Raw genomic sequence first — 13,968 nt, forward strand, 5'->3', positions numbered from 1 at the left:
CTTTCCTCCTAGCCCGCAACCGCGGCATAACGGTTCAGCCGGATGGTCTCTTCGCCCGTCGTCTCCAGATGGAAGCGGCGCAGCAGGTTCCTGGCGGTCAAAAGCCGGTAGTCCGCCGAGGCGCGCCAGTCGGTCAGCGGCGTGAAATCCACTGTAAAGGCCGCCATCGCCCGCTCGATGGCCGCCTCATCCCATGACGAGCCCGTCAGCACCGCCTCGACGGCGGCCGCGCGCTTTGGCGTGCCCGCCATGCCGCCGAAGGCGATCGTGGCGGCCTGTACCTTGCCAGCAGTGTCGAGCAGCACCTTGAACGCGCCGCACACCGATGAAATGTCCTCGTCGAGCCGTTTTGATATCTTGTAGACGGCAAACCGTTCGCCCGGCTTGAGCGCGGGGATGTGGATGGCCTCGACGAATTCTCCGGGCATGCGGTCCTGTTTGCCATAGTCGATGAAGTATTTTTCCATCGGCACAGTGCGGCGGTTCGGGCCTTTGCGCAGGCGCACGCTTGCGCCGAGCGCAATCAAAGCCGGCGGCGTATCACCGATAGGCGAACCATTGGCGACGTTGCCGCCGATCGTGCCCATATTGCGCACCTGCTCGCCGCCGATACGGTTCCACAGCTCCGACAATTGCGGGAAATGTTCCGAGATGACCGGATAGGCGTCGGTGTAGCTCACCCCGGCGCCGAGTGTCAGCCCATCGTCGTCGGCCGTGATCCGGCGCAGCCCGTCCAGATGCGCGGTGAAGATGACGGGACCGATCTCCCGCATGAATTTCGTCACCCACAGCCCGACATCGGTCGAACCGGCCACAATGGTTGCGCCGGGATTGGCATCGAGAACAGCGGCAAAATCATCGGCGTCGGCGGGCAGGATAAAGCGTTGCTTGCCTTCGCCGATATCGACGCGCCTGCCATCCTTCAGCGTCTGCAGCTGTTCGATGACCCGTGCGCGCTCGGCGACAAGCGGATCATTGCCGGCATTGCGTGCCGACACGCTTTGCGCCGCCCGAATAATTGCGGCATAGCCGGTGCAGCGGCAGAGATTGCCCTGCAGCGCTTTTTCAATGTCGCGGACCGCCGGGCTCGGATTGTGCATCCACAAACCATAGAGCGACATGACGAAACCGGGCGTGCAGAAGCCGCACTGGGACGCATGGGTGTCGACCATCGCCTGCTGCACCGGGTGCAGCGTGCCGTCGGCGGCGGCAAGCGCCTCCACCGTGACGACATGGCAGGCATCGAGCGAGCCGACAAAACGGATGCAGGCATTGACCGATTCATAGGTCAGCTGGCCATGGGTCAGGCGGCCGACCAGGACAGTGCAGGCGCCGCAATCGCCTTCGGCGCAGCCTTCTTTCGTGCCGCGCAACCGGCGATCGAGGCGCAGGAAATCGAGCAGCGTCTGGGTTGCCGCCACGTCGGTCAGTTCGACAAGCCGGTCATTGAGCAGGAAGCGGATGCTGGAGCGGGTCTGGATATCCATGGCCGGTCAGCTCCCGCGATAGGTTGAATAGGCATAGGGCGCGACGAGCAGCGGCACGTGGTAGTGCGCGGCCTCGTCACCGATGCCGAAGCGGATCGGCACCACATCGAGGAACGGCACGGCGCCGTTGGTCTGCCCGCCGAGATAGGCACCCACATGGAAACGTAGCTCATAGGTGCCGGCACGCATTTCCGCCCCGGCCAGAAGCGGCGCATCGCAGCGCCCGTCCGCATTGGTGCGCGTGCTGCGCAGCGCCGAGAACTGCTCGCCATCAAGCCGCAGGAGATCGACCCGCAGGTTGGCGGCAGGTTTGCCGCTGGCGGTATCCAGCACATGCGTCGTCAGACGGCCTGTCGTTTCGTTCTGAGAACTCATGAGCGTTCCTCCCTCCCAAGGCGGATTTTCCACTTTTGCATCGCCCAGTTTGCCCGGCGCGGCGGCGGCGCAGTAGGCGGCGCTTCCTTACAGGACTTTCAAAATTTTCTGGGGGAATGCATCCCCGCTTATTTGATTATTCATGGGATCGGACCAGCAGAGTGGAGGACGGATCGCTGCCATGAAATATCCCAGAGACTTGCATGGATACGGAGAAACCCCGCCGCAGGCCCATTGGCCGGACGGCGCAAAAATCGCTGTCCAGTTCGTTGTGAACTATGAGGAAGGCGGCGAAAACTGCGTGCTGCACGGGGACGCCGCATCCGAAGCCTTTCTCTCGGAAATCGTCGGCGCGCAGGCCTGGCCGGGCCAGCGGCACTGGAACATGGAATCGATCTACGACTATGGCGCGCGGGCCGGATTCTGGCGCCTGCATCGCCTGTTCACCGGCAAGAACGTGCCCGTGACGGTCTATGGCGTGGCAACCGCCCTGCAGCGCTCGCCGGCGCAGGTGCGCGCCATGCTGGATGCGGACTGGGAAATCGCCTCGCACGGGCTGAAGTGGATCGAATACAAGGACTACACCAGGGAGGCGGAGCGCGAGCATATGCGCGATGCCATCCGCATCCATACCGATATCACCGGCGAACGGCCGAAAGGCTGGTATACCGGCCGCTGTTCGGTCAACACGGTGGACCTTGCCGCAGAGGAAGGCGGCTTTGACTATGTGTCGGATTCCTATGCCGACGACCTGCCCTATTGGCACGAGGCCGCTGGCCGGCAGCAGCTGATCATCCCCTATACGCTGGATGCCAATGACATGCGCTTCGCCACGCCGCAGGGCTTCAATTCCGGCGAGCAGTTCTTCACCTATCTCAAGGACAGTTTCGATACGCTCTATGCCGAAGGCGAAGCGGGTTCTCCCAAGATGATGAGCATCGGCCTGCATTGCCGTCTTGCCGGCAGGCCGGGACGCGCGGCCGCCGTCGCAAGGTTCATCGACTATGTGCAAAGCCACAGCCATGTCTGGCTGGCGCGGCGCATCGACATTGCCCGGCACTGGGCAAATACCCATCCGCACCGGTCAGCCGAACCGCGTCCGTCGGCACTGACGGAAGCGGCGTTCGTTGCGCGCTTTGGCGGGGTCTTCGAACATTCCGAGTGGATTGCGCAGCGCGCCTTTGCGTCGGAGTTTTCCCATGGGCACGACACGGCACCGGGGCTGCATGCTCTGCTGACCGCCGTCTTCCGCAGCGCGTCGCCGGAGGAGCGGCTTGCCGTCCTCAAGGCCCACCCGGATCTCGCCGGGAAACTGGCACAGGCCAAGCGCCTGACGGAAAGCTCCACGGAAGAACAGGCATCCGCCGGTCTCGATGCGCTGACCGACGCGGAACGCGCGCAATTCGAAGCGCTCAACGGCCTCTACGTCGAAACCTTCGGCTTTCCCTTCATCATCGCGGTCAAGGATCACAGCAAGAATGGCATCCTCGAAGCCTTCAGGACGCGCGTCAAGAATGACCGGGAAACCGAGTTCAATACCGCCTGCCGGCAGGTGGAACGGATCGCGTTTCTCCGGCTGCAGGGCATGCTGCCAAACTGAAGGGGTGCGCATGCCGGATTGCGTGGATCATCTGCCCGCCTTTGCCCGCGACGGCATCAACCTTGCCTCCGCGGGGCTCGGCGCCAAGCCGCTGTTTGCCACCGATGAGTTCTTCGCTCCGCTCGAACGCATGCTCAGCGACAGCCCGGCCGTTTTCATCCCGGAAAAATACGACGACCATGGCAAATGGATGGACGGCTGGGAAACGCGGCGGCGGCGCGGCAGCGGTCATGACCACGCGGTCGTGCAGCTCGCCGCACCGGGCACCATCCGCGGCTTCGACGTCGATACCGCCCATTTCACCGGCAACTATCCGCCGGCCTGCCGCATCGAGGCAACGCTTTCGCCGCACGAGCCCGACGCCGCGACCCGGTGGACGGAAGTGCTGGCGTTGAGCCCGCTCGGTCCCGGCGCCCGGCATTTCTTTGCCTGCACGTCGGACGCCGTGTGGAGCCATGTGCGGCTCCACATCCATCCCGATGGCGGCGTGGCGCGGCTGCGCGTCTACGGCCAGCCGTCCCTTGGCACCCATGGCGCCGACGGCAGCAGCATCGATCTGGCGGCCTCGCTGTTCGGCGGCCGCGTGGTCGCCATGTCCAACGCCCATTACGGCCATCAGCGCCTGCTGGCGCCGGGCCGCGGTGTCAATATGGGCGACGGCTGGGAAACGCGCCGCCGCCGGGAACCGGGGCATGACTGGATCATCATCCGCCTCGCCGCGCGCGGGACCATCGAAAGCGCTGTTGTCGACACCGCGCATTTCAAGGGCAATTTTCCCGACGCCTGCTCCATTCAAGCGGCAGACCTTGGAGACAGCAGCGGGGGTCTCGACCCGCTGGTGGTTCCCTCCTCCATGTTCTGGGATGAAATCCTGCCGCCGCAAAAACTGTCGGCCGATGCGATTCACGAATTTGGCGCCGGTCAGATCCGGCAGGCGGGCGCTGTCACCCATGCCCGCTTCAACATCTATCCCGACGGCGGGGTGAGCCGTCTGCGCCTTTTCGGCAAGATCGGGAGCAAAGAACCATGCGCGACATTCTGATACAACCGCTTTCCCGCGACGCATTCCGGCCCTTCGGCGATGTGATCGAGGTGGAGGGATCGTCCAGCTTTCCCATCAATCACGGCATGTGCACGCGGTATCACGATCTGGCGAAGGTGGAGACAACCGGGGAAAACCCGCGCGTGCTGATCAGCCTGCTGCGCGGCAAGCCCTACGACCTGCCGCTGACGCTCGCCATGGTGGAGCGACATCCCCTCGGCAGCCAGGCCTTCATGCCGCTGTCCGCCCACCCGTTCCTCGTCGTGGTCGCGCATGACCGGCCCGGCGGGGCGGGCGATCCCATCGCCTTCCTGACGGCACCGGGACAGGGCGTGAATATCCATCGCAACATCTGGCATGGCATTCTCACCCCGCTCGGCGGCACCTCGGATTTCGTGGTCGTGGATCGCGGCGGCGACGGCAACAATCTCGAGGAATATTTTTATCCCGAACCGTTCATCGTCCGCTGAGCGCGGCCGGCGGCCAAAACAGACGAGGCGGGGCGCAAATGCCCCGCCTCGTCAGCATATCGATGGATCAGCACCCTAGTTCAGCGGGATGGAATTCCCGCCCTTGCCGGACTGATACTGGTTCGACAGATCCGCATATTTCTTGGCGATCCGCGCGGCCCGGGCATGCAGCCTGCCCCGGTCCGGTTCCGGCAGCGCCGCGATCAGGGCATGGATGGCATAACTCTTCCAGAAGGCATTCTCGGCATTGTAGCCGCCGGGCTCCAGCGTGAAGACTTCCTTGAGAATCTTCAGATCATGCGGGATGGCGAAGGCATCGCGGGAATCCTCGTGGCTGAAGAAATAGTAGAAATTGTCGAACCCGGCCCAGGTGATGGCCGAAAGGCACATCGAGCAGGGTTCGTGCGTCGACAGGAAGATCAGCTCCCTGGGGTCCGGGCGCTTGTCTTCGTTCACTTCGTAGAAGCGTTTCAGCGTATGCACCTCGCCGTGCCAGAGCGGGTTTTCCGTCTCGTTGTTCGTCTCCGCCAGAACCAGCGACAGATCCGACTTGCGCAGCAGGGCGGCGCCGAAAATCTTGTTGCCTGCCGCCACACCCTTTTCCGTCATCGGAATGATGTGATGTTCCATCGCGTCGAGCAACGCATCGATCGTCGCGGTTGTTGGTGTTTCCACAGTCATTGACGTGTCCTTCGCTTAGGCCCGCAGGCAGCTTGGCCCGGATACGGCATGTATCCGGGCCGCTGTTTTACACGGGGAACAGGGTGTAACGGATGACAAACAGGATCGCCACGAGCCAGGTTGCCAGATGCACGTCCTTGACCCGGCCGGTGCATGTCTTCAGCACGACATAGCTGATGAAGCCGAAGGCAAGACCGTTGGCGATCGAATAGGTGAACGGGATCATCAGCGCGGTCAGTGCCGCCGGGGTGGCCTCGGTCACATCGCCCCATTCGATATCGGTGAGTTCACGCATCATCAGACCGGCGACGTAGAGCAGGGCCGGTGCGGTGGCGTAGCCGGGAACGGACCCTGCCAGCGGCGCGATGAACAGGGCCGCCAGGAACAGGACGGCAATGGTCAGCGCCGTCAATCCGGTCCGCCCGCCGGCCTGAACGCCCGATGCGCTTTCGACATAGGCGGTGGTGCTGCTGGTGCCGAGCAGCGAGCCGGCCACGATGGCCGTGCTGTCGGCAAACAGCGCGCGTCCGAGACGGTTGGGTTTCCCCTCCTCGATCAGGCCGGCGCGCTTGCTCACGCCAATCAGCGTACCGGTGGCATCGAACACCTCGACCAGCACGAACACCAGGATCACCTGCAGCAGGCCCGTATGCAGCGCGCCCATGATATCAAGTTGCAGGAATGTCGGCGCGAGGCTTGGCGGCGCTGAGAACACACCCTTGAACTCGCTGGCGCCCACGGCCATCGACAGGACGGTGACCACGAGAATGCCGATGAGGATCGCGCCGCGCACCTTCAGGGCATCGAGCGCCGCGATGATGAAGAAGCCCAGCATGGCGAACAGGGCGGGCGTGCTGCCCAGATGGCCCAGACCGATGAAGGTCGCAGGATTGGCGACGATGATCCCGGAATTCTTCAGCGCGATGAAGGCGAGGAAGAGGCCGATGCCCGCCGCAATGGAACTGCGCAGCGATTTGGGAATGCCGGCGACAAGCCAGCTGCGCACGCCCGTAACGGTGAGCAGGATGAAAATACATCCGGAAATGAAAACGGCACCCAGCGCCTGCTGCCAGGTGAAGCCCATCGCCGCCACGACCGTGAAGGCGAAGAAGGCATTGAGGCCCATGCCCGGCGCCATGCCGATGGGCCAGTTGGCGACAAGCGCCATGACCAGCGAACCGACCGCCGCGGCGATGCAGGTTGCGACAAAGATGGCATTGCGGTCCATCCCCGTGGACGACAAAATCTCCGGGTTGACGAAGATAATGTACGACATCGTCAGGAATGTCGTCAGTCCCGCGAGCATTTCGATGCGCGCGGATGTGTTGTGTTCTCGTAGCTTGAAAAGCTTTTCGAGCATGATTCCTCCCCCTGGCTCTCGCCGAGTCTCCGGTTGCTGCGTGACCCCCAGGATTGGCGAGTCGCATGGCTGCCTGTTTTGAGTTTTCGAACGTCTTCAATCAAGAGAAAACTGACGCATGCTCCTCCACGGCCAGCCTCTCCTCAGTGCTTCCACTGCGGGCTGATAGTGCGTCTTCCGGCGCGGCGATGCTAGGCCATGATTTCCGCAGACATGAGCGAAACAGCTTCAATATTTTATTGATGCCAGCTCAGTTTCGGATGGGAAAAGAGGCAGATAGCGGCGGCGGCTATCCCTCTCATTCATAGAAACATTTGCCGCATCCCGCAAGCGTCCTGCGTCGACTTAACTCAACCACAGACTGGACAGTGGCATTGCATGCAACTTTTCGCCGAAGGGCGTGATCCGGTCATGATCGTGCAGCACGATGCCATGAACGAAGCGGTCGCCGGCCGCCTCCTGCAGCTGGCGCAGCCCGCGCAGATCCTGCTGGCGCACGGTGGCCGCCGCCTTGACCTCAATGCCGATGACCCGCCCGCGCCTGTCTTCGATGACCAGATCAACCTCATCCTGATCCTTGGTGCGGTAATGCGAAAAGGTCAGGCGGCGCTCGGACCAGGCCGCCAGCTTGAAGATTTCCGACACGACAAAGCTTTCAAGAACCGGGCCGAACCGGGAACGGTCGCTGAGCACGTCGTCGGCATCGGTGTCGCGCAGGGCTCCGAGCAGGCCCGTATCGAGAAAATGCAGCTTGGGTGTCTTGATCAGCCGGGTCAGCCGGTTGGTGGACCAGGGCGGCACGGTGCGCACCAGGAACAGACGCTCGAGAATGGCGACGTATTTCTGCGCCGTCACGCTGGAAAGGCCGAGCGCCGCGCCGAAACTGGAATGGTTGGTCAGTTGGCCCGCATGTTCGGCCAGCACATCGAGGAGCCGCGGCAGGCGGTCGAGTTGGTCGATATTGGCGATGTCCCGCACGTCCCGGTCAAGAATGAGCGAAACATAATCCTCCAGCCAGGCCTTGCGGCGCGCCGGCTGCGACCGGCGCACCACTTCCGGATAGCCGCCGCGCAGCACGATATCGCTCAAAGCTTTGCCGGTGACGGGTTCGGACGTCAGCCGCAGGTCATCCCCGGCAAACAGCCGGTCGAGAAAGTCACCCGGCGTTCCCGCCAGCTCGCATTGGGCAAACGGCAGCAGCGGAATGACCGCCATGCGTCCCGCGAGGGAGTCGGCGATGGCCGGAACCGTGGCAAGATTGGCCGATCCCGTCAGCAGGAAGCGCCCCGGCTCCTGATCCGTGTCGACGCTCTCCTTGATCGCCAGCATCAGTTCCGGCGCGCGCTGCACTTCATCGATCACGGCCCGTTTCAGCCCGCGAATGAAGCCGACCGGATCGGCGCGGGCCGCCTGCAGGGTCGCGGCGTCGTCCAGGGTCAGATAGGGCCTGTCAGCCCGGGCGAACTGGCGGGCGAGCGTCGTCTTGCCCGCCTGGCGCGGACCGGCGATCAGCACCACCCGCGTGTCCGACAGGGCGGTTTCAACGTGCGGCCCGACGCGTCTTTCGATCAGGCCATGCTTTTCAGGCAGGGAATCACTCATGCGTCCATTCCTAAATCATTTACCGTCTGATTTAAAGCGAATAGACGTCTATTTTAAAATTACGTGCGCGAAGCAATACAGGCGAACGCCCGGCGCTTCAGCGCGGAACAGGCCGCGCCTGCCGCCTTCGCATCACGGAAACCGCCAAACCGCACGCGAAAGAGCTTGGCTGCGGGTTCAATATAGCCCTTGGCTTCTGGCAAAATGGACCGGACCAGTCTATCCGCCTTGCCAAGCAGGCGTTTGGCATCGGCGCGCGTGTCCACGGCACCGATCTGGATATTCCATTCCCCGCTTGTCTGCAAAGGCTGCAGCCCGCCATCGCCCTGCTCGATATCAGATTCATCGATCAGCCCGGCAATACTGGGTTTGCGTTGCGGTTCGGCTCTGGCGACAAGATGGCTGCCGCGCCTGGCACCATCGCTTGCCAGGGGCATGTATTGCGTCAGCAGCTGTGCCATGCGGTCATCGCGCGCGCGTCCGGTTTTGCCGCCGAGGACAACGCCGACAATATGCCTGTTGTTGTCGGAGAACGAGGAGACCAGATTGAAACCGGCCGCATCGGTATAGCCAGTCTTGATGCCATCGACCCCGGCATAGCGGTACATCAGGTTGTTGTGGCCGTTGATCTGCCTGCCGCGGAACACGAAAGAGCGCTGGGAGAAGAGAGGATATTCCCGCGGGAAATCCCGCATGACGGCCACGCCGAGCGTTGCCATGTCCCGCGCCGTCGTCACCTGCCCCTTCTCCGTCAGGCCGGAGGCATTGCGGAAGACGGTGTTCCTGAGACCAAGCTGGCGCGCGCGCTGCGTCATCTGCCGGGCAAAAACCGCTTCCGAACCGGCGAGATGCTCGCCCATGGCCGAGGCCGCATCATTGGCGGAGAGGATGATCATGGCGTTGACGGCTTCACGCACGCTGAGCGTATCGCCGCCGCGCATCCACAGCTTCGCCGGAATCTTGCGGGCGGCATTGGCCGACATGACGATCCGGTCATCCCATTTCAGCTTGCCCTTCCGGATCGCCTCGAAGGTCAGATAAAGCGTCATCATCTTGGCCAGAGAGGCCGGTCCGTGCGGGGCATAGCCGTTGCCCTCGCCCAGGACCTTGCCGGTCGGCACGTCAAGCACCAGCCAGGGCTGGTCCGCCGCCTGCGCAACGCCCGCCAGACCGGTGGCAAGCGCACAGGCCAGCGCAAGCGTTCTGGCGTGGCACAACAGGCTTTGACGAGCGAAACCGAGCAGCATTCCGGCATCTCCATGCGAAAAGGGGGCGAAGGGCATAATTCAGCGGACAGGGCGCCGGTTGAGACTACCGAGGCTGAGGTTGATAAGGTGTAAACAATCATGGTGAACGGCGCGATCTTCACCGCTGATTGAGCAGAAATTGCGGCAGGCCATTCCGCCCCGTCCATGGTGCACGGGGCACCGAGGTTCATCGAATTGTCATTGGCCTGAAACGCAGCTGTCACAGACCAAGCCTATGAAGACCCCGCGCCGGGGCCGGCCGGAATCGGCTTGCCTGCGGCACGCCATGCGCCCCTCATTGTTCGATTTTGAAGAGAGATATCCTGTGCGGATCATCCAGATTACCGACACTCACCTCAGCCCTTCCAAGGTCCATTTCAACGCCAATTGGTCGCCCCTGGCCCAATGGGTCGCGGAGCAGAAACCGGACCTGGTGGTGCATACGGGCGATCTGTCCATCGACGGCGCGGATATCGAGGATGACCTGGCCTTCTGCGCCGGATTGCTGAACGCGCTCCCCGTCAAGGTCCTCAGCCTGCCCGGCAACCACGACATCGGCCACATGCCCGGCAGCCCGCAGCCGGTCAACGCCACGCGCATCGACCGCTGGCGCGAAATGATCGGACCGGACCGCTGGATTCACGACATGGACGGCTGGCGCCTGGTCGGCCTCAACAGCCTGATCCTCGGCAATGACAGCCTCGAAGAGGAAGAACAGTTCGACTGGCTTGAGGACGCGCTGGCCGAGGCGCAGAACCGCCGCATCGCGCTCTTCGCCCATAAGCCCTTGTTCGTCGACGCCGCCGACGAGGGCGAAACCGGTTACTGGAGCGTTCGTCCGGCGCCGCGCAAGCGGCTGCTCGACCTGATCGCGGAATATGATGTGGCCCTGCATGCCAGCGGGCACCTGCACCGCGCCTGGCAGGGCATGCACAATGACACCAGTCTCGTCTGGGCTCCGGCTTCGTCGTTCATCGTCGGGGACCTGGAGCGCGACATGCCCGGCCAGCGCATTCTCGGTGCGGCGGTCCATACGCTGACCGATACGGCAGAAACGGAAATCGTCGAGATCGGCAGCCTCTCCCGCTTCGTCCTCGACGATGTCATCGAGGAGGTCTATCCGCGTGCACGCATAGCGCAGGCGCCGGAGACGGCCGCATGAGCGCGTTCGCCCTCAGGAACATCTCAAAATCCTACGGCACCAACAGCATCCTGAACGATGTCAGCATTGAAGCGGAAGACGGCGAGTTCATAGCCCTCGTCGGCCCATCGGGCTGCGGCAAGAGCACCTTGCTGCGCATCGCCGCCGGTCTTGACCACGGCGACACCGGCAGCATCTGGATGGGCGGGCGCGAAATCACCGCGGAGCATCCGGCCGACCGCAATGTGGCGATGGTGTTCCAGTCCTATGCGCTCTATCCGCACCTGACGGCCGAACAGAACATCGCCGTGCCTCTGGCCATGCGCACGCTTTCCACCCTGCAGCGCATGCCCTTGCTCGGCCGCTTCGTCGCGGGCAGAAGCGCCGCGCAGGCGGCAATCAAACAGCAGGTTCTGGCCACGGCAACCAGCCTGAAGATCGACCACCTGCTCGACCGCAAGCCGGGACAGATGTCCGGCGGCCAGCGCCAGCGCGTGGCGCTCGCCCGCGCACTCGTACGCCAGCCTGGCGTGTTCCTGATGGACGAGCCGCTTTCCAATCTCGACGCCAATCTGCGCGTGCATACCCGTGCGGAGATCGTCGACCTGCACCGGCGCACCGGCGTGCCGACCATCTACGTCACGCACGACCAGTCCGAAGCCCTCAGCATGGCCGACCGGGTTGCCGTCATGATGGGCGGCAAGGTTCTGCAGTTCGCCTCGCCCGCCGACATCTATGACGATCCGCGCCATGTCGAGGTGGCAAAGTTCGTCGGCAGCCCGCGCATCAACATCATCGACGCCGTCACCGCCGACAATGGCGCCGTGTTTTTCAGCGGCAAGGCCGTGGTCGACGGCGTCACCGGTCCGGCCGGCACCCCGGTCCAGCTCGGCATCCGGCCGGAGCGCATCAGGCTGAGACCGCAGGGCGCCAAGGGCATTGCCGCCATCGTCATCCGGCTGGAATTCCTCGGCTCGGAAGTGCTGGTGACAACACAGGCCGACGGCGCCGGGGACGGCATTGTCATCAAGGCCGCCCCGGCCGACGTGGCCCATCTGGGTGCGGGATCGCCCGTTGCACTTCAGATCGATGCGGATGCCTGTCTCGTCTTCGGGCAGGACGGGCTGCGCGTGCCCCTGCGGGCAACGGCAAGGATTGCCGTCGATGCATGAGACCGCAATAGCGAACCTTCTTCCAGCGGATCGGACCACCGCCCGGCAGGCAGCCATCCGCGCCGCCAAACGCGAGGAGCGCGTGGCCTGGCAGCTGGCTGCACCGGCGATCCTGCTCATCATCGTCCTGATCCTGCTGCCGACGCTGGCCGTCTTCGTCTTCAGCCTGACCAATTACGAGCTCGGCTATGACGACTTCCAGTTCATCGGCCTCGACAATTATATCGAGCTCTTCGGCGACCGGACGTTCCTCATCTCGCTGAAGAACACCGCCGTCTACACCGCCATCGTCACGCCCTTTTCCGTCTTCATCGGCCTTGGCGTCGCCCTGCTGATCGAGAGCGAGACGCGCGGCCGCGCCTTCTTCCGCACCGTGTACTTCCTGCCCGTCGCCTCGCTGCTGGTGGCCATGGCAACGGTGTTCCAGTACCTGCTGCACCCGACCATCGGCCCGGTCAACGCCATGCTGTCGATGCTGGGCATTGCCGGTCCCAACTGGCTGGGCAGCAGCAGCACCGTGCTGATCAGCCTGGCGATCATCGGCATCTGGCAATCGGTCGGCTTCAACATGGTGCTGTTTCTCGCTGGCCTCACCGCCATCCCGCGTGAACTCTATGCCGCGGCGGAAGTGGACGGCGCCAAGGGCAGCTGGGAGCGCTTCCGCCTTGTCACCTGGCCGATGCTCGGACCGACGACCCTCTTCGTGACAACCATCAGCGTGATCAATGCGGTGAAGGTGTTCGAGACGGTCAAGACGCTGACCGAAGGCGGCCCGAACAAGGCTTCGGAAGTGCTTCTGTGGACCATCTATCAGGAAGGCTTCGTCTATCTGCGCGTCGGCTATGCCTCGGCCATGACCGTCATCTTCCTCGCCTTCCTCATCGTGCTGATGCTCGTCCAATACCGGGTTCTCGACAGACGGGTGCACTACACATGAGAAACACCGCCTTCTTCTCCATGCGCAACCTGCGCCTCGCCATGCTTTCGGCCGGAGCACTCGTTTTCCTTGCGCCCTATATCTGGATGATTTCCACCGCGGCGAAATCCCGCGAGGAAATCTTTTCCTCCTCGCTCACCCTTTTGCCGCAACACTGGGCGCTGTGGGAAAACCTTGCCAAGGCGCTCACGCGGGTGCCAATGGGCCAGCTCCTGTGGAACGGGCTTGTCGTCTGCGGCCTGATCTTCTTCTTCCAGGTGGTCATCGCCATTCCCTGCGCCTATGCCATGGCCAAGCTGAAATTCCGCGCCGCCCGCACGATGATGACGCTCGTCATGCTCGGGCTGCTCATCCCCATCCATGCCACCGCCCTGCCCATCTATGTCGCCCTGAACAAGGCCGGCATGCTCAACAGCTATTTTGCCCTGTCCGCGCCGTTTTTCATCTCGGTCTTCGGCATCTTCCTGTTCCTGCAGTTCTTCCGCGCCATGCCCGATGACCTGATTGCAGCCGCCCGGCTCGACGGCATGTCGGAGCTTGCCATCGTCAACCGGGTGATCGTTCCCAATGCCTGGCCTGCGGTCACTGCCTTCGCCATCTTCTCGGTGGTGGCGCACTGGAACGACCTGTTCTGGCCGCTTATCGTCATCACCGGCAGCGAACGGGCGACACCGCCTTTGGGCCTCCTGTTCTTCCGCGCCGCTGAAGCGGGCGACGATTACGGCGCGCTGATGGCCGCAACCCTCATCATCACCCTGCCGCTCGTTGCAGCCTTCCTGCTGGCGCAGCGGCGTTTCATCGAAGGCATCACCCTCACCGGCCTCAAAGGCTGACCGTTCCCAAGACCAGGAGAT

The 13,968-nt window shown here is 63.3% G+C and carries 14 protein-coding genes; 8 read left to right on the forward strand and 6 right to left on the reverse strand.

All coding sequences use genetic code 11. The annotated features are described in order from the left end of the window. Positions 1–8: 8 nt before the first annotated feature. Positions 9–1,487 (reverse strand): xanthine dehydrogenase small subunit, encoded by a 1,479-nt coding sequence (gene xdhA / locus ACTJJ7_RS10730; RefSeq protein ID WP_440967034.1) that lies wholly within the window; start codon positions 1,485–1,487, stop codon positions 9–11. Between the two features lie 6 nt (positions 1,488–1,493). After that, complete coding sequence (gene uraH, locus ACTJJ7_RS10735; RefSeq protein WP_440967036.1) at positions 1,494–1,862, reverse strand: hydroxyisourate hydrolase; 369 nt, start codon at positions 1,860–1,862, stop codon at positions 1,494–1,496. Between the two features lie 181 nt (positions 1,863–2,043). On the opposite strand from uraH, the gene puuE reads away from it, so the two are divergent. From puuE to ACTJJ7_RS10750, 3 genes are read left to right on the forward strand one after another with little or no spacing between them, the layout of a single operon-like run. Beyond that, positions 2,044–3,462: an allantoinase PuuE gene (gene puuE, locus ACTJJ7_RS10740; RefSeq protein WP_440967038.1), complete on the forward strand. Its 1,419-nt coding sequence runs from the start codon at positions 2,044–2,046 to the stop codon at positions 3,460–3,462. 10 nt (positions 3,463–3,472) lie between these two features. After that, on the forward strand, positions 3,473–4,504 hold the full coding sequence (alc, locus tag ACTJJ7_RS10745) for an allantoicase (protein WP_440967040.1): 1,032 nt from the start codon (positions 3,473–3,475) through the stop codon (positions 4,502–4,504). Then, a complete protein-coding gene (locus ACTJJ7_RS10750) occupies positions 4,489–4,974 on the forward strand; it encodes an ureidoglycolate lyase (protein ID WP_105735174.1) in 486 nt (161 codons plus the stop codon). Before alc ends, ACTJJ7_RS10750 begins: the two co-directional genes overlap by 16 nt. Positions 4,975–5,049: 75 nt before the next feature. Here ACTJJ7_RS10750 and ACTJJ7_RS10755 read toward each other — a convergent pair whose 3' ends face one another. Further along, the gene (locus tag ACTJJ7_RS10755) at positions 5,050–5,649 is read right to left on the reverse strand and encodes a deaminase (protein WP_425350485.1); all 600 of its coding nucleotides are present in this window, start codon (positions 5,647–5,649) and stop codon (positions 5,050–5,052) included. 73 nt (positions 5,650–5,722) lie between these two features. Continuing rightward, positions 5,723–7,015, reverse strand: a complete 1,293-nt coding sequence (locus ACTJJ7_RS10760; protein ID WP_105735176.1) for an NCS2 family permease — start codon at positions 7,013–7,015, stop codon at positions 5,723–5,725. A gap of 65 nt (positions 7,016–7,080) precedes the next feature. Between ACTJJ7_RS10760 and ACTJJ7_RS10765 the strand changes: the two genes are divergently transcribed. Continuing rightward, positions 7,081–7,323, forward strand: coding sequence for a hypothetical protein (locus ACTJJ7_RS10765; protein ID WP_130272242.1), 243 nt, complete (start codon positions 7,081–7,083; stop codon positions 7,321–7,323). 37 nt (positions 7,324–7,360) lie between these two features. Here ACTJJ7_RS10765 and ACTJJ7_RS10770 read toward each other — a convergent pair whose 3' ends face one another. Next, on the reverse strand, positions 7,361–8,617 hold the full coding sequence (locus ACTJJ7_RS10770) for an ATP-binding protein (protein ID WP_105735177.1): 1,257 nt from the start codon (positions 8,615–8,617) through the stop codon (positions 7,361–7,363). A gap of 59 nt (positions 8,618–8,676) precedes the next feature. After that, on the reverse strand, positions 8,677–9,864 hold the full coding sequence (locus ACTJJ7_RS10775; protein ID WP_440967043.1) for a serine hydrolase: 1,188 nt from the start codon (positions 9,862–9,864) through the stop codon (positions 8,677–8,679). Positions 9,865–10,189: 325 nt separating this feature from the next. Between ACTJJ7_RS10775 and ACTJJ7_RS10780 the strand changes: the two genes are divergently transcribed. From ACTJJ7_RS10780 to ACTJJ7_RS10795, 4 genes are read left to right on the forward strand one after another with little or no spacing between them, the layout of a single operon-like run. Further along, positions 10,190–11,026 carry a metallophosphoesterase family protein gene (locus tag ACTJJ7_RS10780; RefSeq protein ID WP_440967045.1) on the forward strand — a complete coding sequence of 279 codons (837 nt, stop codon included), beginning with the start codon at positions 10,190–10,192 and terminating at the stop codon, positions 11,024–11,026. Beyond that, on the forward strand, positions 11,023–12,177 hold the full coding sequence (locus ACTJJ7_RS10785) for an ABC transporter ATP-binding protein (protein WP_440967047.1): 1,155 nt from the start codon (positions 11,023–11,025) through the stop codon (positions 12,175–12,177). Before ACTJJ7_RS10780 ends, ACTJJ7_RS10785 begins: the two co-directional genes overlap by 4 nt. Next, the gene (locus ACTJJ7_RS10790; RefSeq protein WP_130272246.1) at positions 12,170–13,114 is read left to right on the forward strand and encodes a carbohydrate ABC transporter permease; all 945 of its coding nucleotides are present in this window, start codon (positions 12,170–12,172) and stop codon (positions 13,112–13,114) included. The genes ACTJJ7_RS10785 and ACTJJ7_RS10790 overlap by 8 nt, the downstream gene beginning before the upstream one ends. Then, positions 13,111–13,947, forward strand: a complete 837-nt coding sequence (locus ACTJJ7_RS10795; RefSeq protein ID WP_105735181.1) for a carbohydrate ABC transporter permease — start codon at positions 13,111–13,113, stop codon at positions 13,945–13,947. Before ACTJJ7_RS10790 ends, ACTJJ7_RS10795 begins: the two co-directional genes overlap by 4 nt. Positions 13,948–13,968: the final 21 nt, after the last annotated feature.

The sequence above is a fragment of the Phyllobacterium sp. 22229 genome (assembly GCF_052056495.1).
Taxonomy (GTDB): Bacteria; Pseudomonadota; Alphaproteobacteria; order Rhizobiales; family Rhizobiaceae; genus Phyllobacterium; species Phyllobacterium myrsinacearum.